The sequence below is a fragment of the Nocardioides palaemonis genome, from assembly GCF_018275325.1.
Lineage (GTDB): Bacteria > Actinomycetota > Actinomycetes > Propionibacteriales > Nocardioidaceae > Nocardioides > Nocardioides palaemonis.
On sequence record NZ_JAGVQR010000001.1, the window covers coordinates 690878 to 715320 of the forward strand.

The following is a 24443-nucleotide window of genomic DNA, read 5'->3' on the forward strand; positions in this document are numbered from 1 at the left end:
AGGCCCGAAGGAGTGGGAGCGTGACCCCGGGCACGGTCGGTCGTTGGACGGTCACCGTTCCCACCACTCTCGGGAGGCACCAGTGCGTTCGAAGCTCCTGCTCGCCCTCGCGGCGACGACCCTCGCCGCGGCGGCGACGACCGTCGCCGGCGGCGACGCGTCCGCCGCACCCGACCGCGCCGTCGGCGCCCCGTCGGCCCCGGCGAACCTGTCCGACTTCCTCGCCGGCCAGCTGTCCCGGCTCACCGGACCGACCGCCGTCATGGTCCACGGCACGTCGATCAGCGCGGCGCGCGACGCGGTCGCCGCCACCGGCATGACGACGAAGGGCGAGTTCACCGGCATCGGCGTGGTGATCGCCCGGGCCACGAAGGCCCAGGTCGAGGCCGTCCGCACCCAGCCCGGCGTGACCTACGTCGAGGGCGGGGCCCAGCCGATCGACTTCTTCAGCCAAGACCTTGCCGAGACGTCGAACGTCGCGACCCGCGGCGCGGAGGCCGCCGCCACGCTCACCGGCGCCGACGGCACCCCGCTGACCGGCAAGGGCGTCAGCGTGGCGGTCATCGACTCGGGCGTCGACCCGACCCACCCGTACCTCCGTGAGGCCGACGGGTCGTCCGCCGTCGTCGCCAACCTCAAGGCGCTCTGCGAGCCGCTGACCGAGACCTGCAGCGTGCAGCGGCTCCCCACCGTGGTCGACACCGACACGCTGTCGGTCGGCGGCCACGGCACCCACGTCAACGGCATCGTCGCCGGCCGCCCGACCACGCTCACCGACGGCGGCAAGGTGCAGGGCGCGGCGCCCGGCGCGAACCTGGTGTCCATCTCGACGGGCGCCGGCATCGTGATCCTCGGCGCCGACAGCGCCCTCAACTGGGTGCTGGAGAACCACGAGGCGCCCTGCGGGGCGGGCGTGCCGGCCGCGACCTGCCCGCCGATCAAGGTCACCAACAACTCCTACGGCCCCACCGGCGGCGGCGCGTTCGACCCCGAGTCGGCCACCGTCAAGCTGCAGCGGGCGCTGGCCGCCGAGGGCGTCGTCACCGTCTGGGCGGCCGGCAACGACGGCGGCGACGGCTCGACCAGCCTGACCAACCCGCCCGGCCAGGACCCCACCGGCGGCATCCTCTCGGTCGCGTCCTACAACGACGGCGACACCGGCACCCGCGACGGCACCGTGTCCGACTACAGCTCCCGCGGCCTCGCCACGGACCCCTCCACGTGGCCGGACATCTCGGCGCCCGGGGAGAACATCACCTCGTCGTGCCGCCCGTACCTCGTGATCTGCGCGACCGGCCTGGACTTCCGCAACGGGCCCGGCCCGCTCGACCTCGGCACCTTCAACACCATCAGCGGCACCTCGATGGCCGCACCCCACATCGCGGGCATCGTCGCGCAGCTGTTCCAGGCCGACCCATCCGCCACCCCGGGTGACATCGAAGAGGCACTGAAGGTCTCGGCCCACACGTACGCCGACGGCGCCGCCTACCAGGCGGGTCCGCTCGGCAGCACCTCGTACGACAAGGGCTACGGCCTGGTCGACGTGGTCGCGGCCGTGGCCGCACTGCGGTGACCGGACTGCGCTGACCGGCGCACCACAGACCCCCTCCAGGGGACACCACCGCGCGACAGGGGTGCGGTGGACCGGGGCGGGCGGGAGATACAGGGCTCCCGCCCGCCCCCTCGGTCTGCTTGGGTGACGACGTGGAGATGGACTTCAGCGGGACCTTGGTCGAGTGGCGCGGTCCGGCGCCCTACCACTTCGTGCCGCTGCCGCCCGACGAGGCGGACCTCGTCGACGAGGTGAAGGCCGAGGTCGTCTACTGGGGCGTCGTCCCGGTGCGCGCCCGGATCGGCGCCACGTCGTTCACCACGTCGATGTTCCCGCGCGAGGGCACCTGGTTCCTCCCCGTGAAGGACGCGGTGCGGCGGGCCGAGGGGCTGGAGCTCGGGGACGCCGTCGAGGTCAGCCTGGCGGTCGGCCGGGACTGATCTGCGTCGGGAAGCAACCTCCCGAGCGGGTGGTGCGTCTCCTGAGTGCCTCCGACCGGAGGCGGACCCACGAGAACGGAACACCATCATGCGCAGGACCATCCTGGGCGCCGCGACCCTGGCGGTCGCCGCCCTCGCCTCCCTCCAGACCGCCCCGGCCTTCGCCGACAGCCTGACCGTCGACGACCCGCAGGACCTCCGCCACGGGGTCGACCTGCGCTCGGTGGAGGTGAAGCACGGCGGACGCAACGTCGTGGTGACCACCACCCACACCGACCTGCAGGAGTCCTACCGCAGCGGCTCGTCGGGCACGGTCTTCCTCGACACCGACCCCGACGACCCGGGCCCGGAGTACGTCTTCTCCGGCGGCTACTTCAGCGGCACCGACTACGTCCTGCTGCACACCGACGGCTTCAAGACCTCCGCGTGGGGCGAGCCGGTCGAGGGGTCGTACCGGATGCGCATCGACTACGACACCGAGCAGGTGCGGATGCGGATCGCCCGCGACGCGATCGGCTCGCCGGACGAGGTCCGGGTCGCCGTGCGCGTCGCCGGCACCCGCCCCGACGGGCGCGACACCCGCAAGGACTGGCTCGGCGACCCGCGCAGCTTCACCGACTGGGTCGCGCGCTGAGCGGCAGGCCGCGGGAGCGGGAGAGCCCGGGGATCACTTGATCTCCCGGACCTCCTGCGGCCAGCCGCACCCCTCGGCCACCTTCGCCGCCCACGCCTTCGCGGCGTCGACGTCGGGGACCTCGATGACGGTGATCCCGCCGAGGTACTCCGTGACCTCGGTGTAGGGCCCGTCGGAGACGACCATCGTCCCGCTCGTGCCGTCGGCGCTGAACGCCAGCTCCATCTCCTCGACGAGCCCGCCGGCGAAGACCAGGACGCCGGCCTCCTCCATCTCGCGCACCACGGCGCGGGACGGCTCGACCCGCCCCTGGTACCACTCGGCGGGGTGGTCGCCCACCCACTGCTGCATGAAGTAGATCGCGTAACGCGCCATCGTCGTCCCTCCGTCGCCGGCCGCCCGGTGCGGCCCGTCACCACTGTGACGGACGAGGGTGGTCCGGATCGACAGGCGACACGGCACACTGGCGAGGTGACCTCACCCGACCTCGCGCTCCGCCTGCACGACGCGGGCCTGGCCTGGTCGCCCGCCAACGGCGACCGGTTCTGGCTGCCGGACCGCGACCTCGACGAGGCCGTCTTCACCGTCAGCGACATGGTGGTCGAGGTCCGCGACCGGCCGTCGGGCCGGGTGCTCGCCTTCAACGGCACCACCGAGTGGGCGCTCGACGACGTCGAGGAGGCCGAGACCGTGTGGTTGCCGCGTCTCGACCAGCTCCTCGACGTGCTCGGCGAGCGCTTCGTCAGCCTGACCTCCCGCTCGGGCGGTCACGTCGTACGCGTCTCGCTGGGGGAGCGCGAGGAGGAGCACGTCGACGTCGGCGCCGCCGACGCGGCCGCGCGGGCGGTGCTCAGCGTGCTCGGGAGTGAGTGAAGCCCGCGGACGTCATGGGTCTCCTCGGTTCGGACCGCTGAGTCCCATGACGTCCCGGCCCGCGGCTCAGGCGCTCTCGGGTGGTGCTCATGCCGGGGCCTTCAACAGGTGTCCCTGGTAGACGCCGTGGGTGGTGCGTACGGCGACCGTTCCCCAGGCGACGAGCAGGCCGGCGTAGAAGAGGACGGCAGCGCCGGTGAACAGGTGTGCGCCGGTCGCGGCGGCGAGGCCGGAGGTGCCGGTGACGACGGTGCCGACGGGGAAGGTGAAGGACCACCAGGTCAGCGCGAACGGCATGCCGGCGCGGGCGGCGCGCACGGTGATCGTGATGGCAAGCGCGGCCCAGAGCGTGGCGAACCCCCACATCGGGACGCCGAAGACCAGGCCGGCGGCCTCGAAGGCGGTGCCGTAGGGGGCGGGGAGCACGCTGGTCGCGGTCGCGCCGAGGGTGTGGCCGGCGGTGATCGACTGGCCGAGCGGGCCGAGAACGATCCAGAGGGTGGGGATCGTGGAGGCGGCGCCGGCGCCGTGGCGGGCAAGGCGTCCCCAGATCAGGGCGATCACGACGAGACTGGCGATGATGGTCAGGCCGAACATCGCGGTGCAGAGCAGCTGCAGGGTCAGCTGCCACTGCCCGGCCGGCAGGTGCGGGATGAGTAGCGGACCGGTGGCCGCGCTGACCATGGGAGGCACGACCGGCATCAGCCAGCCGCCGAAGGCCGAGTCAGGCTCGACATCGTGGGTCATGAAGGTCTTGTAGGGCACGGCCACGGCGGTCCACAGTCCGAGGACCGTTCCGGCGGTCCAGAGCACGGCATCGAGGCCGATGGCGGCGGTGGTGCCGATGACCGGCTGACCGACGAGCACGGCGCCGGCGCCGACGGTCATCAGCGCCATCGCGGGGGCGCCGTAGAAGTGGGACATGACGGGGTTGTCCAGGTGCCCGCGCGCGGTTGCGGGGTGGCGGCTCCAGTGCATCGCGGTCGCGGCCACGATGGCGAGGAGCAGCACGACGTCGAGCACCCACACGGTCCGCGCGAAGGCCAGCAGACCAGGGAACTGGACGGGCAGGGTCGCAGCTGCGGTGGCGACGATGCCGGTACCCATGACGGAGGCGAACCAGTTCGGTCCGATGAAGCCGAACGCCGGCTGGCCCCCGAGACCGGACAGGAACGAACCGCGCCGGAACCCACGCCGCGGGGCGAGAGCGGGGGAGGAGGCGTGGCGGTCGTCGTGGTCGTGGGCCAGGAGGTTGGTCATGACTCCAGCCTCGGCGCGGCGGCGGCTCGGCAGTAGACGCCTCGATCCTGTGGAGCCACAACCGCAGCCTGTGGGTGTCGTACGGTGTGGTCATGGAGTCGTCCCACGTCCCGGACCTGGCGGGTCTGAGGCTGCTCGTCGCGATCGGGCGCACTGGCAGCATCGGCGCCGCGGCGCGGGCGAGCGGGGTCTCGCAGCAGGCCGCGTCCGAGCGGCTGCGCAGCGTCGAGGCCCAGACCGGCCTCACCCTCGTGCAGCGCGGCCCACGAGGCTCGGAGCTCACGCCGTCGGGCGTGGTGTTCACCGAGTGGGCCTCCCGGCTGATCGACCTGACCGACGAGGTCGAGACGGCCATCGTCGGCCTGCGAGGCGAACGCTCACGCGACCTGTCGGTGTGGGCGAGCATGACCATCGCGGACGCGCTCATGCCGCGCTGGCTGGTCCAGCTCCGGAGGCGTCAGGCCGCCGAGGGTGTGCCGGTCACGTCCGTCAGCCTGACGGCGTCGAACAGCCATCAGGTCGAGGACGCGGTGCGCGACGGCACTGCTCATCTCGGGTTCGTCGAGGGCGTCGAACCGCCGCTCCACCTGAGGTCGACGGTCGTCGCCCACGACGAGCTCGTCCTCGTCGTCTCACCCGACGATCCGCTCGCCCGACGCGAGCGGGCGCTCGACGCATCCGCGGTCGCCGACCTGCCGCTGACCAGCCGCGAGCCCGGGTCAGGGACGCGTGACGTGGTTGAGCGGGCCCTCGCCGCCCACGGGCTGACCATGCACGAGTCGGTCATCGAGCTCACCACCGCCACGGCCGTGCGCGAGTCGGTGCTCGCCGGCGGGGCGCCCGCGTTCCTCAGCCGCCGCGTCGTGGACCGGGAGGTCGACGCCGGCCACCTCGTCGCCGTCGCCACGACGCTCGACCTGCGCCGCGAGTTCCGCGCCGTCTGGACCGGCGGACCCCATCCGCCAGCCGGGCCCGCGCGGGACCTCGTCGCCCTCGCGCGGCGACCACGCCCGGCGGACTAGCTGCGCCGTCAGGCGGACTCGGGGAAGGCCACGCCGGTGTTGGCGTGGCAGCGGTAGCCGAACGGGTTCTTGGCGAGGTACTGCTGGTGCGCGTCCTCGGCGTAGAAGTACGGCGTCTCGGAGGCGGGGCGGATCTCGGTGGTGATCTCCCCGAGGCCGCGGCGGGCGAGCTCGTCGCCGTAGACCTTGGTCAGCTCACGGGCGGTCTGCTCCTGCTCGGGGGTGGTCCAGTAGATCGCGGAGCGGTACTGCGTGCCGACGTCGTTGCCCTGGCGCATGCCCTGCGTCGGGTCGTGGATCTCGAAGAACTTCTTCACCAGGTCGGCGTAGGACACCACCGTAGGGTCGAAGACGACGCGGATCGCCTCGGTGTGGCCGGTGCCACCGCTGCACACCTCCTCGTAGGTCGGGTTCGGCGTGCTGCCGCCGGCGTAGCCCACGGACGTCGACCAGACGCCGGGGACCTGCCAGTAGATCTCCTCCGCGCCCCAGAAGCAGCCGAGGCCGAGCAGCGCCACCTCGTGGCCGGCGGGGACCTCGTCGGTGACGACGGGCGCGTCGAGCACGACGTGCCGCCCCAGCTGCCACATCGGCTCCGCACGGCCGGGCAGGGCCTGGTCGGGCGTGGGGAGGGTGGTGGGCTTGCCGAATCCGAACATGGCTCCATTCTCCCCCTCCGGACAAGGCCGGGGCACCGCGTCTGGAGGGCGGACGCGGCGGCCGTACGTGGAATTACGTGGTCTAGACGTCGTGCTTGCACCGATGTGCTCGGGGCGTGGGGCGAGGACGGTGTTCGACGCACGCACACTCGTCGAAGGGGAACGCACATGTCGTCACGTCGCCCGGTCCGCCAGCTGCTGGTGGCCGTCCTGCTCGGGGTCCTGGTCGGCGGAGGCCTGATGGCCGTCACGCCCGCCGGGGCGGAGGTCTCGCAGGCCGCCGCCACGAGCTGGAAGAAGATCTGGAAGAAGGAGCTCAAGCCGCTCGCGGCCAAGACGTTCTACACCAAGAAGCAGTCCGATGCGGCCTACCAGCCCAAGGGCAGCTACGAGCCCGCGGGCTCCGGCTACACCAAGGCCGAGTCGGACGCGAAGTACGCCGGGGCAGGGTCGGGCTACACCAAGGCCGAGAGCGACGGGCGCTACCTCCCGAAGCAGGCCCTGATCCGCGGCCAGTACGCCGCGATCGGGACCGCCGCTGCCGCGAACGACTGGGTGGGCGACAACATCACGTTCGGCGTCACCCTGTCCGCCGCCCCGACGCCGCACTACCTGGCGGTCGGCGCTGCGCCGACTGCCGACTGCCCCGGAACCGCCGCCGCGCCGAACGCCGCGCCCGGTCAGCTGTGCTTCTACGAGCGCCAGGACATCAATGCCGCCTCGCGGTTCGTGTTTGACGCTGCTTCGGGGACGAACGGGGCGGCCAGCCCCTACGGCGCCAGCATGTACGTCTCCGCTGCTGCGGCGGGTGACACGTTCGTCTACGGCTCGTGGGCCGTGCGGCCGCTGGGCATCACTGCGGCGAGCCTGGGCAAGGGCGGAGGTGGCGCCGCCCTGACGGCACCCAGCGTGCCCTGACCCGGACCAGGGGGAGGAACGGCCGCCACGCCCCATACGTGGCGGCCGTTCCGCTGTGCCCGGCGCGGCAGGCGAGGTCTAGGCTCGCCACGTGACCCAGGAACGTGCCAACAAGGTCGGTTTCGAGACGCGTGCGATCCACGCCGGCTACGAGCCCGACGCGATGACCGGGGCGGTCAACCCGCCGATCTACGCCAGCAGCACCTACAAGCAGGACGGCGTCGGCGGGCTGCGCGGCGGCTACGAGTACAGCCGCTCGGCCAACCCCACCCGCACCGCCCTCGAGGGCGCGCTCGCGGCGGTCGAGGACGGCGAGCGCGGCTTCGCCTTCGCCTCCGGCCTGGCCGGCGAGGACGCGATCATCCGGGCGCTGACCCGCCCCGGCGACCACGTGGTCATCCCCGACGACGCCTACGGCGGCACGTTCCGCCTCTTCGACAAGGTCGCAAAGGTCTGGGGCCTCGACCACAGCCCGGCGCCGGTCGCCGACACCGAGGCGGTCGCCGCGGCGATCGAGCCCGGCCGCACGAAGCTGGTGTGGGTCGAGACGCCCACCAACCCGATGCTCACCATCGGCGACATCGAGGCGCTGGCCACGGTCGCCCACGACGCCGGTGCGCTGCTCGTCGTCGACAACACCTTCGCCTCGCCCTACCTCCAGCAGCCGCTCACGCTCGGCGCCGACGTGGTGCTCCACTCGACGACCAAGTACGTCGGCGGGCACAGCGACGTCGTGGGCGGCGCGGTGGTCGTGCGCGACCTCGACCTCGCCGAGAAGATCGGCTTCCACCAGAACGCGATGGGTGCGGTCGCCGGTCCGTTCGACGCCTTCCTCACCCACCGCGGGCTGAAGACGCTCGGCGTCCGGATGGACCGCCACTGCGACAACGCCGAGCGGATCGCGGCGTTCCTCGACGGCGACGCCCGCGTCACCGAGGTGATCTACCCCGGGCTCGCCGCCCACCCGGGCCACGAGGTCGCGGCCCGGCAGATGAAGCGCTTCGGCGGGATGATCTCGTTCCGCGTCGCCGGCGGCGAGGAGCAGGCGCTGGCCGTGTGCGAGCGGGCGGAGGTCTTCACCCTCGGCGAGTCCCTCGGCGGCGTCGAGTCGCTGATCGAGCACCCCGGCCGGATGACCCACGCCAGCGTCGCCGGCACCGACCTCGAGGTGCCCGCCGACCTGGTCCGGCTCAGCGTCGGCATCGAGAGCATCGACGACCTGCTCGCCGACCTCGACCGGGCGCTGGGGTGACGGTGCCCGGCTCCGACCCGACGGACCCGCGCTACTCGCTCGCCAACGAGCGCACCTTCCTGGCCTACGAGCGCACCGCCGTCGGCCTGCTGGTCGCGGCCGTCGGCGCGCTCAACCTGCTGCGTGACTCGTGGGCCGAGACGCTCCTCGGCGTGGCGCTGCTGGTCGCGGCCGCGCTCACTGCCGCGCTCGGGATGCGCCGCTACCGCGAGGCCGATGCGGCGATCCGTGAGGGTCGGGCCCTGCCGCCCAGCACCGCCGTGCCCGTGGTGTTCACGACCGTCGTGGTCCTCGTCCTGCTGGTCGGGCTCTCGGTGGTCGTGTGAGCCACGACTGCGTCGTCTGCGTCGACTTCGGCTCGACCTTCACCAAGGCCGCGCTCGTCGACCTCGGCACCGGTGACCTGCTCGCGACGGCGAGCCACCCGACCACGCTCCTGGACGAGGCGGGGCATGGCGACGTCCTCGACGGGTACGACGCGTGCGTGGACGCACTCGCCGAGCAGGACCCCCGTGCCCGTGACGCCGACGTGCTGGCCTGCTCCAGCGCCGGCGGCGGCCTGCGGATCGCGGTCGTCGGCAACGAGGAGCTCGTCACCGCCGAGGCGGGCCGCCGGGTCGCGCTGTCGAGCGGCGGCAAGGTGGTGCTCGTGCTCCACGGCGGCCTCGACGCGGCCAGGCTCGGCGAGCTGCGGTCCGCAGAGCCCGACGTCGTGCTGCTCGTCGGCGGGACCGACGGCGGCAACTCCGAGGTCCTCGAGGGGGATGCCGCCTTCCTGGCCGCGACGCCGTGGCCGGGTCCCGTCGTGGTCGCCGGCAACGTCGACTCCCAGGAGACGGTCTCCGCCCTCCTCACCGCCGCCGGCACGCCCCACGTCGTCGCGGCCAACGTGGTGCCGCGCATCGGCGTCCTCGCGCCCGACGGCGCGCGGCGGGCGATCCGCGAGATCTTCCTGTCCCACGTCATCGGCGGCAAGCACCTCAGCAGCCGCACCGACGCCGCGGGCCGGACCTTCACCGAGATGGTCCGGGGCGCCACCCCGGACGTCGTGCTCACCGGCGTCGAGCTCCTCGCGCACGGCCTCGACGAGCAGCACCCCGGCGCCGGCGACGTGGTGGTCGTCGACGTCGGCGGCGCCACCACCGACGTGCACAGCGTCGTCGAGCTCGACCCGGAGACGGCGTCCATCGATGGGGCGGGCCTCTCCCGCGAGGTCGTGGGAGTCACGCCCGTCACCCGGACGGTCGAGGGTGACCTCGGCATGCGCTGGTCGGCCGTGTCGACGGTCGAGGCGGCCGGCCTCGACGCCCTCCGCGACGCCGCGGCGCGTCGCCACGCCGACCCCGACCTGCTGCCGGACCACTGTCCGGACCCGGCCGCCGAGCAAGACGCCGACCTGGCGATCGCGGCCGGCGCGGTGCGGATCGCACTGGAACGCCACGCCGGCCGCAGCAAGGTCGTGGTCAGCCCCGAGGGCCGGGTCGTCGAGCGCAGCGGCAAGGACCTGCGCGAGGTCGACCTGCTGGTCGGCTCCGGCGGCGTGCTGCGCCACGGCGGCCCCGATGCGGTGGGGCGGGTGCTGCTGCCCGCCACCGGTGACGCGTTCGAGGGCGGCTGGCAGCTCCCGCGCGACCCGGTCGTGGTGGTCGACCACGACTACGTCCTGGCGGCCGCCGGACTGCTCGCCGACGACCACCCGGTCGCCGCCCACCGGCTCCTCGCCGGGCTCCGGACGGCGGGGGACCGCTAGCGTGGCCGACGTGACCGAGCAGCCCGTGCCCGACCCGGCCGAGACCGAGGACGAGAAGGTCCGGCGACGGATCTTCGCCGCCCTGGGGCGAGGCGACGAGGACGACCGGCTCGGCGAGCGGATCCTCGCCCAGTGGGCGCAGGCACGCGCCGAGCGCCGGGCCGAGCCCGCCTTCACCACCGGGCCCTCGAACTTCAGCCGGGCCCAGGTGCCGTGGGGCCTCGACCTCGCGGCCGCCTGGTCGTGGCGCCTGATCGTCATCGTCGTCGCCGCCCTCGGCCTGCTCTGGACGATGCGCTACTTCGCGGTGATCACCCTGCCGCTGGCGGTGGCGCTGCTGATCACCGCGCTGGTCGCGCCGCTGGTCGCCTGGCTGCGCCGCGTCGGCCTGCCCCGCGGTCCCGCCACCGGGATCGTGATGGTCCTCGGCATCGGGACCGTCGCGCTGCTGCTGACCTTCGTCGGCCAGCAGGTGGCGCAGGGCGCGAGCGACCTCGCCGAGTCGGTCGTCACCGGTCTCGGGCAGGTGCGCGACTGGCTGCGCACCGGTCCGCTCAACGTCTCGGACTCCCAGCTCGACGGCTACATCAAGGAGATCCAGGGGGCGGTCTCCGACAGCACCCAGACCGGAGGGGTCGTCACGCGAGTCACCGAGGTCGGCACGGCCGTCGGCCACGTCGTCGCGGGCTTCTTCATCGTGCTGTTCTCCACCTACTTCTTCCTCGCCGACGGCGACCGGATCTGGTCGTGGATGGTGCGGATCGCCCCGCGCGCGGCCCGCGAGCGCGTCGACGCCTCGGGCCGGGTCGCCTGGATCTCGCTGACCCAGTTCGTCCGGGCGACGGTGCTCGTCGCGCTCGCCGACGCGATCGGGATCATGATCGTCGCGGCGATCCTGGGCGTGCCGTTCGTGGTCGCGATCGGCGTGCTGGTCTTCCTCGGCGCCTTCGTGCCGATGATCGGTGCCACCATCGCCGGCACGGTCGCGATCCTCGTCGCGCTCGTCGACCAGGGGCCGTTCACCGCGCTGCTCATGCTCGGTGGCGTGATCCTGGTCCAGCAGATCGAGGGCCACATCCTGCAGCCCTTCCTGATGGGCCGCTTCGTGTCGATCCACCCGCTCGGCGTGATCGTCGCGATCGGCTGCGGCGTGCTGGTCGCGGGTGTGGCGGGCGCGCTCATCGCGGTGCCGTTGGTCGCCGCCGGCAACGCGGTCGTCCAGCACCTCGCGTCCTACACCGAGATCGGCGAGGACGACCCCGACGACGCGCTCGAGGACGACCTCGAGCAGGACGGCGTGCCACCCGACCCGGTGCCCGAGGACGACGGCCCGCTCGCGGGCCCCGACGAGCCCCACGACACCACCGACAGCACCCCCACGAAGGACGGACGATGACCGAGCAGGTGACCCTTGCCGACGTCGAGGCAGCACGCGAGATGCTGGCCGACGTCACGGTCGTCACGCCGATGGAGGAGTCGCGCTGGCTCTCCGCGCTCGTCGGCGGGCAGGTGTCGCTCAAGTGCGAGAACCTCCAGCGGACCGGGTCGTTCAAGTCGCGCGGGGCCTACGTCCGGATCGCCCGGCTCTCCGAGGAGGAGCGCGCCCACGGAGTCGTGGCCGCCTCCGCCGGCAACCACGCGCAGGGCGTCGCGCTCGCGGCGTCGACGCTCGGGATCCGCTCGACGGTCTTCATGCCCGAGGGCGCGCCGATCCCGAAGGAGAAGGCGACCCGCGGCTACGGCGCCGACGTGGTCTTCCACGGCCGCTACCTCGAGGACTCGCTCGCCGCGGCCCGCGACTTCGCCGACCGGACCGGCGCCGTGCTGATCCACCCCTTCGACCACGTCGACATCGTCGCCGGCCAGGGCACCCTCGGCCTCGAGGTGCTCGAGCAGTCGCCCGACGTCCGTACCGTGCTGGTGCCGACCGGCGGCGGCGGGCTGCTGGCGGGCGTCGCGGTCGCGATCAAGGCGGTGCGCCCCGACGTGCGCGTGGTCGGGGTGCAGGCCGAGGGCGCCGCGGCGTACCCGGGCTCGCTCGCCGCCGGCCACCCGGTGCCACTGGCCTCGATGAGCACCATGGCCGACGGGATCGCGGTCGGGCGTCCGGGCGACATCACCTTCGCCGCCGTCCGCGACCACGTCGACGACATCATCACCGTGTCGGAGGAGTCACTCTCGCGGGCGCTGCTCGCGCTGGTCGAACGGGCCAAGCAGGTCGTCGAGCCCGCCGGCGCGGCCGCGGTCGCGGCGATGCTCGACGACCCGACCGGCTTCGAGACGCCGGCCGTCGCGGTGCTGTCGGGCGGCAACATCGACCCGCTGCTGCTGAGCAAGGTGATCCGCCACGGCCTCGCCGCGGCCGGGCGCTACCTCTACCTCCGCGTCTGCATCCCCGACCTGCCCGGCGGCCTCGCGTCGCTGCTCGCCGAGGTCGGCGAGGCGGGCGCGAACGTCCTCGAGGTCGCCCACGAGCGGATCTCCCCGTCGCTGACCCTCAACGAGGTCGAGGTCCGCATCCAGCTCGAGACGCGGGGCGAGGCGCACGCCGAGATGCTGCTCGCGCGCCTGCGCGAGCGGGGCTACCGCCTGCCCGACTGAGCGGGCGTACGCCGTCCGGCCCACCAACGCCGAGGAGCGGTGCCCCACCCACCTTCCCGCGGCGGAGAGTGTGGGTGGGACACCGCTCCTGCGAGCGATGAGACGCGTACGCCGTCAGGCGCGGTAGGGCTCCGCGTCGACGATCGTGACGCTGAGCTCCTTGCCGTTGGGCGCGGTGTAGGTGACCTCGTCGCCCTTGGTGCGGCCGTTGATGGCGGCGCCCATGGCGGACTCGGGGGAGTAGACGTCGAGGTCGTCGCCCTCCATGAGGTTCTCGCGCGCACCGAGGAGGAACTTCTCGTGGTCGCCGCCGCCGAAGTCGACGGTCACGACCATGCCGGGCTCGACGACGCCGTCGTCGGCGGGCGTCTCGCCGACCTCGGCGCGACGGAGCATGTCCTCGAGCTGGCGGACGCGGGCCTCCTGCTGGCCCTGCTGGTCCTTGGCGGCGTGGTAGCCGCTGTTCTCCTTGAGGTCGCCCTCGTCGCGTGCCGCGGCGATCTTCTCGATGATCTCCTGGCGCTTGGGACCCTTGAGGTCGTCGAGCTCGGCCTGCAGCTTGTCGTAGGCCTCCTGGGTCAGCCAGATGGTGCCCTGGTCGGTCATGTCACTACTCCTGCTTCAACGTAGAACTTCAGGTGGTGCGAGGTGGTGTGCGCCGGGATGTGTCTCAGCGCCCCCGCACCGGGTGGGTGGTTCGTCCTCCGTCCGATCGAGGTCGGCGCGGCGGTGGGACTGGGCCAGCGCTCCCGGACGGGCGAACCCACAGGTTAGCAAGCACGCCGCCCGAGCGCAGGTCCTCTGCCCCCGGAGGGGTGGCGGGAGGGGTGGGCGTACGCCTCAGCGCGGGCGCGGCTGGTCGGCGGTGGTGCAGCCGACCTTCTCCACCGAGGTGGCCCGGCGCTCGGTGCGGATGGTCACCGTGTTGGTGCCGTCGACCGGCTCGAAGGCGAGCTCGCCGACCGTGGTGTGGTCCTCGGCGTAGGCGCGGACGCGGCAGCTGGCCGTGACGCCCTCGGTGAGGTCGACGTCGACGCGCGCGTCGATCGCGTGGTCGCTGACGACCTCGTAGGTCACCACCTCGGACGTGACCTCCGGGGTGCCGTGGAACCAGGCGGCCCACGCGAGCCAGGTGAGACCGACGACCGCGAGGGCGGCGGTCACCGCGATCGTCACCGGCCGGCGCCAGCGCGCGGGCGAGCCGTAGCGGTCGGCGAGGTCGGTGGTCACGCACGAAAGCGTAAGTGGCACCTCCTAGACTCGCGTCCATGCCCCAGCCCTCCGCGGACCGCTCCCGCAGCGGTCTCCGACTGATGCACGTGCACGCCCACCCCGACGACGAGTCGAGCAAGGGAGCGGCGTCGACCGCGAAGTACGTCGCCGAGGGGGTCGACGTCCACGTCGTCACCTGCACCGGCGGCGAGCGCGGCTCGGTCCTCAACGCGAAGATGGACCGGCCCGAGGTCTGGGAGAACATCACCGAGATCCGGCGCGAGGAGATGCACCGCGCCCGCGACATCCTCGGCATCCGCCAGGACTGGCTCGGGTTCGTCGACTCCGGCTGGCCCGAGGGTGACCCGCTGCCGCCGCTGCCCGAGGGCTGCTTCGCGCTGGTCCCGCTGGAGGAGTCGACCGAGCGCCTGGTCCGGCTGATCCGCGAGTTCCGGCCCCACGTGCTCACGACCTACGACGAGCGCGGTGGCTATCCGCACCCCGACCACATCCGCTGCCACGAGGTGTCCGTCGCCGCCTACCACGCGGCCGGCGACCCCGACCGGTTCCCCGACGCCGGGGAGCCGTGGCAGCCGCTCAAGCTCTACTACCACCACGGCTGGAGCTGGGCGAAGACCCACGCCCTCCACGAGGCGATGCTCGCCCACGGCCTGGAGTCGCCCTACGAGGAGCGGCTGGCGAAGTGGGAGCGCGAGCCGGAGTGGGACGACCGGATCACCACCCGGGTGCCGTGCGGCGACTGGTTCGGGGTGCGCGACCAGGCGCTGCTGGCCCACGCCACGCAGATCGACCCCGACGGCATGTGGTTCGCGATCCCGCGCGAGATCCAGCAGAAGACCTGGCCGACCGAGGACTACGAGCTCGTCGACTCGAAGGTCGACAGCTCGCGCCCCGAGGACGACCTGTTCGCGGGGATCCCGGTCCCCGCGCCCTGACGCACCAGCACGTGGGCCGGAGTGGGATGATGGGGTCATGCAGACGCTGGTGACCATCCTGGCCGACACCACGCCCGAGGACAGCGAGGTCGTCGCGGGCCCGCTCGGCTTCGCGATCTGGATCTTCCTGATCCTCGCCGTGGTCGTGCTGGGCTTCAGCCTGGTCAAGCAGCTGCGCAAGGCCGAGGCCGCCAAGGACGCCGGGGTCTACGGCGACGAGCCGGTGGTGCGCGACGAGGTGCCCGCCGACGAGGCAGCGCAGCAGAAGTCCGACGGCTGACCGGTCAGCGGCGTACGACCCGGACCAGGCAGTCCCAGGCGGTGCGCGACGCGTCGCCGGCGTGCTCGTGGTGGCCTGACGGCGCGGTGACCTCGCGCGCGACCCGCTCGGCACGGACCACCTCGACGTCGATGCCGTCGAGGTCGGCCAGGACGTCCTCGGCGCTCATCAGCACGGCCGGGTCCTGCGGGCCGCCGGTGCCCTCGGTGAGGTTGGTCGTGTCGTGCGCGACCAGCAGGAAGGTGCCGCCGGGGCGCAGCATCTGCACCGCGTTGCGCACCGCGAGCCGGCGCTGGTCGGCGGTGAGCTGGAGGTAGGCGACGACCACCAGGTCGACGGGCGCCTCGGGCCGCCACGTGGTGGCGTCGGCGCACGCCCACTCCAGCGCCGGTCGTGGGTCGAGGTCCTCGGCGAGCCGGCGCCCCTTGTCGAGGGCGACCTGCGAGAAGTCGACGGTGGTCGCAGCCCAGCCGCGTTGGGCGAGCCAGATCGCGTTGCGGCCCTCGCCGCCGCCGAGGTCGACGGCGACGCCCGGCTCGAGGTCGGCGAGCTCGGCCGCGACGAACTGGTTGGGCCCACGCGACCAGACCAGCTCGCTCGCGGCGTACCTCGCGTCCCAGTCGTGCGCGTCCATGCGGACAGCCTAGGACCCGGGCCGGCCGGTGGCGGGGGAACGACGGGCGGCGATCCACAGCCCCAGCGACCCGGCCAGGCACAGCGGGCCGACGGCCCACACCCACGCCGGACGGCCGCCGTCACCGGCTGACGGAGGGGCGGCGGACGCAGGGGCGGCGGACGCAACGGCCTCCGCCGTCCCGTCCGGCGCGGACGATGCACTGGCGCCGGGGCTCGACGTGTCCGCGCCGCCGGCGGAGGGCAGCTCGCCGTCGCCGACGACGAACTCGACGCGACCGGTGACCGCGTGGCCGTCGGACGACACGGCCTTGACCGCCATCAGGTAGCCGCCATCGGGACCGGGGCCCGCGAGCGACTGGGTGATGGTCGCCCCGTCGACGACGGGCTCGCCTGCAGCGAGGGAGCCCCCGTCCGGGCCGGTGACCACGACGTAGGCCGTGGGGTCCATCTCCTCGCTGAACTCGAACGTCACCTGGTCCGGCAGCGTGTCGAGCCGCTCACCTTGCTCCGGGCTGGACCCGGTCATCGAGGCGTGCGCCCACGCCGGGCCCGCCGCGACGCCGACCAGGAGGGCGGGGAGGCCGATGCCCAGGGCGAGGAGCAGCGCCGCCGCGCGCCTCACGCCATCACCCCCTGGCCCACCGGCTCGCCCTCGGCCGCGCCCGGCGGTACGGCGTAGACGGCCGACCCGATGGTGGTGACCCACTCGTTGAGCCGGTCGGACTCGGCGAGGCGCTGCTGGATCGGGACGAACTGGCGCTCGACGTCCGCGGCGAAGCAGATGAACACGAGACCGCTGTCCTCGCCCGTGCGACGGCTCGGGTCCGCGACCGTGTAGTTGTAGCCGCGACGCAGGATCTTCTCCTGTGGCGTGCGCCCCCGGGCGCGGGCGACGTGGGCGGCGGGGTCGATGACCGGCAGGCCGCTCGCGTCGGTGGCGTCGAGGTCGGGCACGTCGTCCTCGCGGGTCCCGGTCAGCGGGGCGCCGGTGTCGAGCCGCCGACCCACCGCGGCTTCCCGGCCGCGCCGGTCGACCTTGTCCCACGTCTCCATCTCGGCGCGGATGCGACGCACCACCATGAAGGTCCCTCCGGCGAAGCCGTCGGCGTCGGACCAGACGAGCCCGGCGAAGTCGGGCTCGGCCTCGCGGGGGTTGGCGGACCCGTCGACCTGACCGAGCACGTTGCGCATCGAGGTGCCGTCGGGGACGGAGCCGGCCGCGTAGCGGGTGCCGTCCTGCACCCAGCGCAGCCGGGCGAAGGCGTGGCTGTCCTTGAGGATCACCCGGCGCGCGTGCGAGACGGCGACCGGGTCGTCGGCGCAGATCTGCACCGCGAGGTCGGTCTGACCCCACGCCTCGTCGAGCCGGTCGGTGCCGAAGGCGGGCAGGTCGTCGAGGCGTACCCGGTCGCCCGGCAGCAGGTCGCGCACGACCCGCGGCCCGAAGCCGAAGGTCACCGACAGGCTGGCCGGGTGTGCGGCGAGCTCGGGCTCGGTGTCGGCGAGTGCGGGCAGTCCCCGGGTCAGGCGTGCGGCATCGTCGCTGATCAGCCGCATCAGCCGGCGCAGCGCCTCGAGGTCGACGTCGGCTCGCAGGTCGAGCCCGAGCAGAGCGAGGTGGGCCTGGGGTGGCGTTGCGACGCCCGCCTGCCGCGGACCGTGGAAGGCGACCGTGCGGTTGCCGAGCGGCGGTGCGGCCCCGACGTCCGCGGTCGCGGGGCGGGTGTCGGGTGTCGTGGACGCGGGGAGGGCCGCCGCCGCGGCGGTCCACCCGGCACCGACGCCCCCGAGGGCGACGGCACCGGAGTGGAGCAGCTGTCGACGACCCCAGGCGCGTGGGGTCCCGGGCATCAGTTGTCCCCGGAGTCCTCGGAGCCCATGTCCATGCCCTCGTCGGAGTCCATGTCCATGCCCTCGCCGTCCTGGTAGTTCTCGTCGGCGCCCGTGAACTCCTTGACCGTCGCCTCGACGTCGGTGGTGCTGCCGTCGTCGAGGGTCAGCGTGAGGGTGACCGTCTCGCCGGGCTCGACGGGTCGGGTGAGGTCCATGATCATCAGGTGGTCGCCACCGGGCGAGAGCTCGTGCTCACCGCCGGCGGGGATGACGAAGCCGCCCTCCTTGGGCTGCATGGCCATCGAGCCGTCGTCGTTCTGCACGGTCTCGTGGAGCTCCATCATGCCGGTGATGTCGGAGGCGGTGGCCGAGACCACCGTGATGTCGGAGTCGCCCTCGTTGACGAGGGTACCGAACGCCGCGGTCATGCCCTCCTCCGCGGACTTGACCCACGGGTCCGTGACGGAGAGCGACGAGGCCTCCGTGGTCTCGCTGGCCGAGGTGTCCGACCCGGACGAGGAGTCGGACGCGGTGGTCGTGGGGTCGTCGGAGCCGCAGCCCGACACGACGAGGGTGAGCGCGGCCGCGGAGAGCAGCGCGGCGAAGCGGGTGGTACGCATGGCAGATCTGTCCTTGTCTGGTGGTCCGGAGAGCGCGCAGGGTGGGCGCGCAGGGACGACCGCCCCGTCGGCGGTCGTCGGCTGGGCCGTCCCGGTCCGGGAGGACGAGACGGCGTCAGGCCACCAGCGGGGGACCTCGCCGTACGGACGGACGTGACTGCCGCAGCGCGACCCGGACGCGGGGGTAGCGGTGTGCCGTGGGGCGCGGAGGTGTGGGCGCGGGGGTGGGTTCGAGGACCAGCCGGGTGACGACCCGGAGCCGGTGGCGACACAGTCGCACCAGCGTCCAGAGGAGGCGCTCCCCGTGGCCCAGCCACAGGCCGACCGCGACGGCGGCAGCCAGGTGGGCGAGCATCATCGGCCCGTGGCCGAGCACGTGGGAGGCGGCCGCGTCGGCGAGGGAGGCGCCGCCGCCGGACGATGCGTGCTGCCCCGGCCCGTGCGCCGCCGCGTGCGTCGCGCCGGAGCCGGCGGCCAGGGTGAGCCCGAGGTGCACCGCGGTCTGCCCGGCGACCAGCATGAGCACGAGACGGAGGGCGGAGGCCTGCTGCAGCAGCAGCGGGGCGGCGAGGGCGACAGACGCGCCGGTGAGGAAGGTCATCGAGGTCGGTCCGGGCAGCAGCCCGCCCGCCGCGACGTGTCCCAGCGCTCCCAGACCGGTGGCCAGGACGCCGACGACGAGCGCACGGGGCCACAGCAGCAGCTGCGTGGCCCGCCCGTTCATGCCTGCATGGTCTCACGCACCCCTTGGGCCCGGTGCAAGGTCCGGTGCAAGGTCCGGTGCTGGTCCGGTCCGGGACGCGCCTAGGTCGCGACCACCCGCAGCACCCGTGCCTCCTCGGGGTGCAGGACAGGCAGGGCGACACCGGCGGTGGCGAGCACCCGTCCCGGCAGCACGGTGCTGACCGCCGACCAGCCGCCGCTGAGGTCGGCACCGGAGTGGGCCGGCGCCAGCTCCTCGACGAGCCGGTAGGTGGTGTCGGGGTCGAGGCCGGTGAGCCGGAGCGGGGCCGGGTGCTGGGTGTCGGTCGACGCGACCGTCGCGACGACGTAGCAGGCCTCCGAGCGGTCGGCGGCGACGACGCCGGTGACCAGGACGCCCGGGTCGGGGTGGTCGGGGTGGACGAGCGTGCCGGTGCCGACGAGCGGACGGACCCGCTTGTGCAGGTCGACCCACTGGGCGAGCTCGGCGAGCCCGGCCGGGTCGAGCCGCGACATGTCCCACTCGATGCCGAACCAGTGCAGCAGTGCCGTCGCCGCGCGGTAGCGCAGGGCGTGGGTGCGGCCCGTGGTGTGGGAGGTCGGCCCGCCGACGTGCGAGCCCATCAGCTCGGGCGGCACGAGCAGCGACGTCCAGCGCTGGAGGTGCTGGCGCTCGAGCGGGTCGATCGTGTCGCTCGGCCAGATCCGGTCGGTGCGGCTCAGCACCTCGGCGTCGACCCGCGCGCCGCCGGAGGAGCAGGACTCGATCTCCAGGCCGGGGTGGGCGGCGCGGAGCTCGTCGAGGAGGCGGTACGCGGCGAGCGTCTGCCCGTGCACGGCCGGCCGGCCGTCGTGGGTGGCGTCGGTGAGGTCGCGGTTGTGGTCCCACTTGAGGTACGCGACGTCGAGCTCGTCGAGCAGCGCGAGGAGCGCGTCGCGCAGGTCGGCGTAGGCCGCTTCGTCCTGCAGGTCCAGGACCTGCTGGTGCCGCCACGACAGCGGCTCGGTCGACCGGCCGCGCAGCACCCGCTCGGGGTGGCGCCGGGCGGTCTCGGAGTCGAGGTTGACCATCTCGGGCTCGACCCAGAGGCCGAACTCGAGGCCCGCGGCGGTGACGTGCTCGACCAGCGGTCGCAGGCCGTCGGGCCAGATGGCCGGGTCGACCGCCCAGTCGCCGAGGCCTGCGGTGTCGTCGCGGCGACCGAGGAACCAGCCGTCGTCGAGCACGAACCGCTCGACGCCCACGGTCGCGGCGGCGTCGACGAGCTCGGCGATCCGCTCGAGCGAGTGGTCGAAGTAGACCGCCTCCCACGAGTTGGCGATCACCGGCCGTTCGGTGCGCACCAGCGGCGTGATCGCACGGAGGTGGGCGTGGAAGCGGTGGCTCATCGGGTCGAGCCCCGCCGGCGACCACGACCCGAGCAGGGCGGGGGAGCGGTAGGTCTCGCCCGGGCCGAGCACGACCTCGCCCGGGGACAGCAGCTCACCACCCCCGAGCAGGCAGTCGCCCTCGGGGGTGCGCTCGGCGTAGTGGGTGTGGTTGCCGCTCCAGGCGGTGTGGACCGCCCAGACCTCGCCGGTGCCGAAGGTGAAGCCGGGCGTCCCGGCCACCATCAGGAGCGTGGCGTCGTGGCCGGTGCGGCCGTGGCGCGCGTCGCGGCGGTGGGTGCCCTGCACCCACGGGTGCCGCTGCGGCGAGCGTTCCTTGCACCAGCGACCGGTGAGGTCGAGGAGCTCGGTGGCGTGCGCCGCGACCGGCAGCGCCGACAGGACGGCGGAGAGGTGGAGGTCGCCGTCGGCGGAGTTGGTGACGCTGGTCCGGCTGTGCAGCAGGCCCGCGGCGTCGAGGGTGAGCTCGACCGCGACCGTCCAGCCCGCCTCCGCGTCGGTGGACGTGCAGGTGACGGAGGTGGGGCCGTCCGACCCGCCGTCCACGACCACGTCCCAGTCGACGAGGCTGGGCGCCGCAGCCGTGGCGCTGCCGCCGACCCGGTGACCGCCCAGCCCCGGCGTGCCGGAGTAGCCGCGGGTCCCGTCCGGCACCAGGCCGGTCCGGCGCGGGGCGTCGAACGCGGAGTGCGACACCCCGGGCCGGCGCGCCGTCGTGAGCGCGGCCAGCGCGGCCTCGTCGAGGTCGCCGAGGGCGGCACCCCAGTGCAGGACCGTCGGGATCCCGGCGTCGTCGTGGCCGAGCACGACGCTGACGCCCGCCCGGCTGAGGTGGACCGGGGAGGGGGTGTGGCTCATGCGTCGGCCTCCGGGGCGGCGTCGTCGTCGGCGTGGGAGTCGGCGGGGGAGTCGGACAGCGGGTCCACCACGACGAGCTCGCCGACGTGGTCGGCCAGCGCCCCGCTCGCCTGCGCGGAGAGCCCGGAGTCGGTGATGAGCACGGATGCCTCCGACAGCCCGGCCATGCTGCTGAGGCCCACCACGCCCCACTTGGTCGAGTCGGCGCAGACGATGAGGCGGCGCGAGCGCTCGATCATCGCCCGGTTGGTCTCCGACTCCAGCAGGTTGGGGGTGCTGAAGCCGGCGCGGACGTCCATCCCGTGCACGCCCATGAAGAAGGCGTCGACGTGCAGGCTGCGCAGCGAGGACACCGCGACCGGGCCGACCAGGGCGTCGGACGGCGTACGGAGCCCGCCGGTGAGCAGCACCGACGTGGTCGGCTCGCCGGTGCGGTGCAGCACGTCAGCCACCCAGACCGAGTTGGTGACCACCGTCAGGTGCGGGATGCGGGCGATGTGCTCGGTGAGGGCGTGGGTGGTGGTGCCGGCGGAGACCGCGATGGCCATGCCGGTGTGCACCAGCTCGGCGGCGGCCGCGGCGATGGCCTGCTTCTCCCGGAGGTGCTGGACCGACTTGGCGGCGAAGCCCGGCTCGGACGCCGACGGCTCGGCGACCGCGAGCGCACCGCCGTGGACCTTCTCCAGCAGGCCGTCGCGGTGCAGGGCGACGAGGTCGCGCCGCACCGTCATGTCGGACACGCCGAGCAGCTCGACGAGGTCGGTGACGCGGACGGTCCCGTCCCGGCTCAGCTCGGCCAGGATCCGGCCGCGGCGCTGGGCGGCGAGCATCAGGCGCCCCGCCCGTCGGCCCCGGCGCGCTCGCGGACCACGGCGACGCCACCGGGGGCGACCACCAGGTCGCCGTCGACCTCGGTGCCGGTGACCAGGTCGGTCCCGGACACCGGCACCGCTGCCTGCTCGTCGCCGTGGTTGAGGACGAACAGCCAGCTCGCACCGTCGCCGACGCGGCGCGTGACCTCGACCAGCGGGCCGGCGCCGGGCAGCCGCTCCACGCCGGCCTCGACGACCAGACGCTCGACGAGGCGGTCGGTGCCGGCCGCGTCGAGGCGGGTGGCGACGTACCACGCGGACCCGGCGCCGACGTCGCGCCGGGTGACGGCGGGCAGGCCGGCCGCGGGACCGTCGGCGTAGGTCGCGACGGCCTCGGCGGACGTGACCTCGAGGTCCTCGGTCCAGGTGTCGGCCGTGACCGCGTCGCCGAGGCCCTCGACGCGGACCCGCTCGCCGGCGAGCAGCGGCATCAGCTCGGTGGTCCGTAGGCCGAGCAGGTCGCGGAACGCGCCGGGGTAGCCGCCGAGGCGGACGTGGTCGTGCTCGTCGACCATGCCGCTGAAGTAGGTGACGACGACCGTGGCCCCGGCCTCGGCTGCCGCGGTCAGCGACGCGACGGTCTCGTCGGAGACGAGGTAGAGGGTCGGCACCACGACCAGGTCGTAGGCGGTGAGGTCGGTGCTCGGGTGCACCACGTCGGTGCCCACGCCCTGCGCCGACAGCGCGCGGTGGAGGTCCTCGGCGCGGTCGCGGTAGTGCACGTCGACGCTCGGGTGGGAGTCGAGCTGGCAGCCCCACCACGCCTCGTAGTCGAACAGGATCGCGGTGCGGTTGGCGGCGACGGACCCGGTGACCTCCTCGATCGAGTCGAGCAGGCGCGACAGCGAGACCACCTCGCGCCACTGGCGGGTGTCGGTCCCGGCGTGGGGGAGCAGGCCCGAGTGGTACTTCTCCGCGCCGGCGCGCGACGCGCGCCACTGGAAGTAGAGGACGGCGTCGGCACCGTGGGCGACGTGCGACAGGCTGTTGCGGGTCATCTCGCCGGGCCGCTTGGCACGGTTGCGGGGCTGCCAGTTGACCGCGCTGGTGGAGTGCTCCATCAGCAGCCACGGGCGTCCGCCCGCGGTGCCGCGGGTCAGGTCGGCGCTGAAGGCGAGCTCGCGGTGGCCGTCGGCCTCGGCGGCGATGAGGTAGTGGTCGTTGGAGACCACGTCCACCTCGCGGCCCCAGCGGAGGTAGTCCATCTCCATGGTCTGGCGCATCACCATGAAGTTGGTGGTGACCGGCACGCCGGGGGACAGCCGGTGCAGCACGTCGCGCTCGACGACGAAGTTGTCGAGCAGCTGGTCGGAGGAGAACCGCAGGAAGTCGAGCTGCTGCGTCGGGTTGGGGAAGGTCGGTGCCGAGCGCGGCGGCAGCACCTGCGCGAAGTCGTCGTAGCGCTGCGACCAGAACGCGGTGCCCCAGGCGTGGTTGAGGCGCTCGACGTCGTCGTCGTAGCGACGTCGGAGCCAGTCGCGGAACGCCGCGGCGCTCACGTCGCAGTAGCAGCGGGCGTTGTGGCAGCCGATCTCGTTCGACACGTGCCAGAGCGCGAGCGCGGGGTGGTCGTGGTAGCGCTCGGCGAGGCGGGTGCACAGCTCGAGGGCGTGCTCGCGGTAGACCGGGGAGCTGGGGCAGAACGCCTGCCGCCCGCCGGGCCACAGGGTGGTCCCGTCGGCCGTGACCGGCAGCATCTCGGGGTGGCGGTGGGTCAGCCACGGGGGCGGCGACGCGGTCGCGGTGGCGAGGTCGACGCGGATGCCGGCCGCGTGCAGCTCGTCCATCTGCTCGTCGAGCCACGCGAAGTCCCATGTGTCGGGTCCGGGTTGCAGCCACGCCCACGAGAACACGCCGAGGGTGACCAGGTCGACGCCGGCCTCGCCCATCAGCGCGCGGTCCTCGGCGTGGGCCTCGCGAGGCCACTGCTCGGGGTTGTAGTCGCCACCGAAGGCGAGGGCGGGCAGCGGAGTCGGCATGGCGCAACTGTGTCGACCCTCACACGGCAAAGTCAACGCCCGGCCGAGGATTTCGGTTCGGAAATGTTCGTTCTGGTGTGAATTGTGACCACGGTGAGGCTTGACGGGCCTGTGTTGGTCGTCACATGCTGTGCATCCCTGTTTG

The 24443-nt window shown here is 73.5% G+C and carries 26 protein-coding genes; 13 read left to right on the forward strand and 13 right to left on the reverse strand.

Annotated elements, in window-relative coordinates:
* Positions 1–82 precede the first annotated feature (82 nt).
* From KDN32_RS03240 to KDN32_RS03250, 3 genes are all read left to right on the forward strand, one after another.
* Positions 83–1573 carry a S8 family serine peptidase gene (locus KDN32_RS03240; protein WP_307853665.1) on the forward strand — a complete coding sequence of 497 codons (1491 nt, stop codon included), beginning with the start codon at positions 83–85 and terminating at the stop codon, positions 1571–1573.
* 137 nt (positions 1574–1710) lie between these two features.
* Complete coding sequence (locus tag KDN32_RS03245; RefSeq protein ID WP_249216340.1) at positions 1711–1992, forward strand: DUF1905 domain-containing protein; 282 nt, start codon at positions 1711–1713, stop codon at positions 1990–1992.
* Between the two features lie 88 nt (positions 1993–2080).
* On the forward strand, positions 2081–2626 hold the full coding sequence (locus KDN32_RS03250) for a hypothetical protein (RefSeq protein ID WP_211730672.1): 546 nt from the start codon (positions 2081–2083) through the stop codon (positions 2624–2626).
* Between the two features lie 33 nt (positions 2627–2659).
* Here the strand turns inward: KDN32_RS03250 and KDN32_RS03255 are convergent, their stop codons facing one another.
* Positions 2660–3001: a YciI family protein gene (locus KDN32_RS03255; RefSeq protein ID WP_211730673.1), complete on the reverse strand. Its 342-nt coding sequence runs from the start codon at positions 2999–3001 to the stop codon at positions 2660–2662.
* A gap of 96 nt (positions 3002–3097) precedes the next feature.
* Between KDN32_RS03255 and KDN32_RS03260 the strand changes: the two genes are divergently transcribed.
* Positions 3098–3499 carry a pilus assembly protein CpaE gene (locus KDN32_RS03260; RefSeq protein WP_211730674.1) on the forward strand — a complete coding sequence of 134 codons (402 nt, stop codon included), beginning with the start codon at positions 3098–3100 and terminating at the stop codon, positions 3497–3499.
* An 87-nt stretch (positions 3500–3586) separates the two neighbouring features.
* Here KDN32_RS03260 and KDN32_RS03265 read toward each other — a convergent pair whose 3' ends face one another.
* Positions 3587–4759 carry a TDT family transporter gene (locus tag KDN32_RS03265; protein ID WP_211730675.1) on the reverse strand — a complete coding sequence of 391 codons (1173 nt, stop codon included), beginning with the start codon at positions 4757–4759 and terminating at the stop codon, positions 3587–3589.
* Positions 4760–4851: 92 nt separating this feature from the next.
* Here KDN32_RS03265 and KDN32_RS03270 point away from each other — a divergent pair, with 92 nt between their 5' ends.
* The gene (locus KDN32_RS03270) at positions 4852–5781 is read left to right on the forward strand and encodes a LysR family transcriptional regulator (RefSeq protein ID WP_211730676.1); all 930 of its coding nucleotides are present in this window, start codon (positions 4852–4854) and stop codon (positions 5779–5781) included.
* 8 nt (positions 5782–5789) lie between these two features.
* On the opposite strand, the gene msrA is transcribed toward KDN32_RS03270, so the two are convergent.
* Positions 5790–6440 (reverse strand): peptide-methionine (S)-S-oxide reductase MsrA, encoded by a 651-nt coding sequence (gene msrA, locus KDN32_RS03275; protein ID WP_211730677.1) that lies wholly within the window; start codon positions 6438–6440, stop codon positions 5790–5792.
* Between the two features lie 168 nt (positions 6441–6608).
* Here msrA and KDN32_RS03280 point away from each other — a divergent pair, with 168 nt between their 5' ends.
* The 6 genes from KDN32_RS03280 to ilvA all read left to right on the forward strand — a co-directional run bounded on the left by KDN32_RS03280 (position 6609) and on the right by ilvA (position 12961).
* Complete coding sequence (locus KDN32_RS03280; RefSeq protein ID WP_211730678.1) at positions 6609–7358, forward strand: hypothetical protein; 750 nt, start codon at positions 6609–6611, stop codon at positions 7356–7358.
* Between the two features lie 91 nt (positions 7359–7449).
* Entirely contained in the window at positions 7450–8610 is a 1161-nt protein-coding gene (locus tag KDN32_RS03285; RefSeq protein ID WP_211730679.1) for a cystathionine gamma-synthase, read from the forward strand.
* Positions 8611–8612: 2 nt separating this feature from the next.
* A complete protein-coding gene (locus KDN32_RS03290) occupies positions 8613–8936 on the forward strand; it encodes a DUF202 domain-containing protein (protein WP_211730680.1) in 324 nt (107 codons plus the stop codon).
* Positions 8933–10360, forward strand: a complete 1428-nt coding sequence (locus KDN32_RS03295) for a glutamate mutase L (RefSeq protein WP_211730681.1) — start codon at positions 8933–8935, stop codon at positions 10358–10360. Before KDN32_RS03290 ends, KDN32_RS03295 begins: the two co-directional genes overlap by 4 nt.
* A gap of 10 nt (positions 10361–10370) precedes the next feature.
* On the forward strand, positions 10371–11756 hold the full coding sequence (locus tag KDN32_RS03300; protein WP_307853668.1) for an AI-2E family transporter: 1386 nt from the start codon (positions 10371–10373) through the stop codon (positions 11754–11756).
* Complete coding sequence (gene ilvA, locus KDN32_RS03305) at positions 11753–12961, forward strand: threonine ammonia-lyase (RefSeq protein ID WP_211730683.1); 1209 nt, start codon at positions 11753–11755, stop codon at positions 12959–12961. Before KDN32_RS03300 ends, ilvA begins: the two co-directional genes overlap by 4 nt.
* A 114-nt stretch (positions 12962–13075) precedes the next feature.
* Here ilvA and greA read toward each other — a convergent pair whose 3' ends face one another.
* Positions 13076–13567: a transcription elongation factor GreA gene (gene greA / locus KDN32_RS03310; RefSeq protein ID WP_211730684.1), complete on the reverse strand. Its 492-nt coding sequence runs from the start codon at positions 13565–13567 to the stop codon at positions 13076–13078.
* 234 nt (positions 13568–13801) lie between these two features.
* A complete protein-coding gene (locus tag KDN32_RS03315) occupies positions 13802–14191 on the reverse strand; it encodes a DUF4307 domain-containing protein (protein WP_211730685.1) in 390 nt (129 codons plus the stop codon).
* Positions 14192–14229: 38 nt separating this feature from the next.
* On the opposite strand from KDN32_RS03315, the gene mca reads away from it, so the two are divergent.
* Both mca and KDN32_RS03325 read left to right on the forward strand, forming a co-directional pair.
* Entirely contained in the window at positions 14230–15129 is a 900-nt protein-coding gene (mca, locus tag KDN32_RS03320) for a mycothiol conjugate amidase Mca (protein ID WP_211730686.1), read from the forward strand.
* Positions 15130–15166: 37 nt separating this feature from the next.
* On the forward strand, positions 15167–15409 hold the full coding sequence (locus KDN32_RS03325; RefSeq protein WP_211730687.1) for a hypothetical protein: 243 nt from the start codon (positions 15167–15169) through the stop codon (positions 15407–15409).
* A 4-nt stretch (positions 15410–15413) separates the two neighbouring features.
* Here the strand turns inward: KDN32_RS03325 and KDN32_RS03330 are convergent, their stop codons facing one another.
* The 8 genes from KDN32_RS03330 to KDN32_RS03365 form a co-directional block, all read right to left on the reverse strand.
* Positions 15414–16043 carry an SAM-dependent methyltransferase gene (locus tag KDN32_RS03330; protein ID WP_211730688.1) on the reverse strand — a complete coding sequence of 210 codons (630 nt, stop codon included), beginning with the start codon at positions 16041–16043 and terminating at the stop codon, positions 15414–15416.
* A gap of 9 nt (positions 16044–16052) precedes the next feature.
* Entirely contained in the window at positions 16053–16667 is a 615-nt protein-coding gene (locus KDN32_RS03335; RefSeq protein ID WP_211730689.1) for a copper resistance CopC family protein, read from the reverse strand.
* A complete protein-coding gene (locus KDN32_RS03340) occupies positions 16664–17896 on the reverse strand; it encodes a Dyp-type peroxidase (RefSeq protein ID WP_211730690.1) in 1233 nt (410 codons plus the stop codon). Before KDN32_RS03340 ends, KDN32_RS03335 begins: the two co-directional genes overlap by 4 nt.
* The gene (locus KDN32_RS03345; protein ID WP_211730691.1) at positions 17896–18498 is read right to left on the reverse strand and encodes a copper chaperone PCu(A)C; all 603 of its coding nucleotides are present in this window, start codon (positions 18496–18498) and stop codon (positions 17896–17898) included. Before KDN32_RS03345 ends, KDN32_RS03340 begins: the two co-directional genes overlap by 1 nt.
* Positions 18499–18613: 115 nt before the next feature.
* Positions 18614–19222: a hypothetical protein gene (locus tag KDN32_RS03350; RefSeq protein WP_211730692.1), complete on the reverse strand. Its 609-nt coding sequence runs from the start codon at positions 19220–19222 to the stop codon at positions 18614–18616.
* Positions 19223–19302: 80 nt separating this feature from the next.
* Entirely contained in the window at positions 19303–21447 is a 2145-nt protein-coding gene (locus tag KDN32_RS03355; RefSeq protein ID WP_211730693.1) for an alpha-galactosidase, read from the reverse strand.
* Positions 21444–22277, reverse strand: coding sequence for a DeoR/GlpR family DNA-binding transcription regulator (locus KDN32_RS03360; RefSeq protein WP_211730694.1), 834 nt, complete (start codon positions 22275–22277; stop codon positions 21444–21446). The genes KDN32_RS03355 and KDN32_RS03360 overlap by 4 nt, the downstream gene beginning before the upstream one ends.
* On the reverse strand, positions 22277–24298 hold the full coding sequence (locus KDN32_RS03365) for a beta-galactosidase (RefSeq protein ID WP_211730695.1): 2022 nt from the start codon (positions 24296–24298) through the stop codon (positions 22277–22279). Before KDN32_RS03365 ends, KDN32_RS03360 begins: the two co-directional genes overlap by 1 nt.
* Positions 24299–24443: the final 145 nt, after the last annotated feature.

What these genes read in the sequence shown, in the direction of transcription:
- KDN32_RS03245 (WP_249216340.1), top strand. Translation starts at nt 1,711, where the DNA reads ATGGACTTCAGCGGGACCTTGGTCGAGTGGCGCGGTCCGGCGCCCTAC.
- KDN32_RS03250 (WP_211730672.1), top strand. Translation starts at nt 2,081, where the DNA reads ATGCGCAGGACCATCCTGGGCGCCGCGACCCTGGCGGTCGCCGCCCTC.
- KDN32_RS03255 (WP_211730673.1), bottom strand. Translation starts at nt 3,001, where the DNA reads ATGGCGCGTTACGCGATCTACTTCATGCAGCAGTGGGTGGGCGACCAC.
- KDN32_RS03265 (WP_211730675.1), bottom strand. Translation starts at nt 4,759, where the DNA reads ATGACCAACCTCCTGGCCCACGACCACGACGACCGCCACGCCTCCTCC.
- KDN32_RS03270 (WP_211730676.1), top strand. Translation starts at nt 4,852, where the DNA reads ATGGAGTCGTCCCACGTCCCGGACCTGGCGGGTCTGAGGCTGCTCGTC.
- msrA (WP_211730677.1), bottom strand. Translation starts at nt 6,440, where the DNA reads ATGTTCGGATTCGGCAAGCCCACCACCCTCCCCACGCCCGACCAGGCC.
- KDN32_RS03280 (WP_211730678.1), top strand. Translation starts at nt 6,609, where the DNA reads ATGTCGTCACGTCGCCCGGTCCGCCAGCTGCTGGTGGCCGTCCTGCTC.
- ilvA (WP_211730683.1), top strand. Translation starts at nt 11,753, where the DNA reads ATGACCGAGCAGGTGACCCTTGCCGACGTCGAGGCAGCACGCGAGATG.
- greA (WP_211730684.1), bottom strand. Translation starts at nt 13,567, where the DNA reads ATGACCGACCAGGGCACCATCTGGCTGACCCAGGAGGCCTACGACAAG.
- mca (WP_211730686.1), top strand. Translation starts at nt 14,230, where the DNA reads ATGCCCCAGCCCTCCGCGGACCGCTCCCGCAGCGGTCTCCGACTGATG.
- KDN32_RS03325 (WP_211730687.1), top strand. Translation starts at nt 15,167, where the DNA reads ATGCAGACGCTGGTGACCATCCTGGCCGACACCACGCCCGAGGACAGC.
- KDN32_RS03330 (WP_211730688.1), bottom strand. Translation starts at nt 16,043, where the DNA reads ATGGACGCGCACGACTGGGACGCGAGGTACGCCGCGAGCGAGCTGGTC.
- KDN32_RS03340 (WP_211730690.1), bottom strand. Translation starts at nt 17,896, where the DNA reads ATGCCCGGGACCCCACGCGCCTGGGGTCGTCGACAGCTGCTCCACTCC.
- KDN32_RS03345 (WP_211730691.1), bottom strand. Translation starts at nt 18,498, where the DNA reads ATGCGTACCACCCGCTTCGCCGCGCTGCTCTCCGCGGCCGCGCTCACC.
- KDN32_RS03350 (WP_211730692.1), bottom strand. Translation starts at nt 19,222, where the DNA reads ATGAACGGGCGGGCCACGCAGCTGCTGCTGTGGCCCCGTGCGCTCGTC.
- KDN32_RS03355 (WP_211730693.1), bottom strand. Translation starts at nt 21,447, where the DNA reads ATGAGCCACACCCCCTCCCCGGTCCACCTCAGCCGGGCGGGCGTCAGC.
- KDN32_RS03360 (WP_211730694.1), bottom strand. Translation starts at nt 22,277, where the DNA reads ATGCTCGCCGCCCAGCGCCGCGGCCGGATCCTGGCCGAGCTGAGCCGG.
- KDN32_RS03365 (WP_211730695.1), bottom strand. Translation starts at nt 24,298, where the DNA reads ATGCCGACTCCGCTGCCCGCCCTCGCCTTCGGTGGCGACTACAACCCC.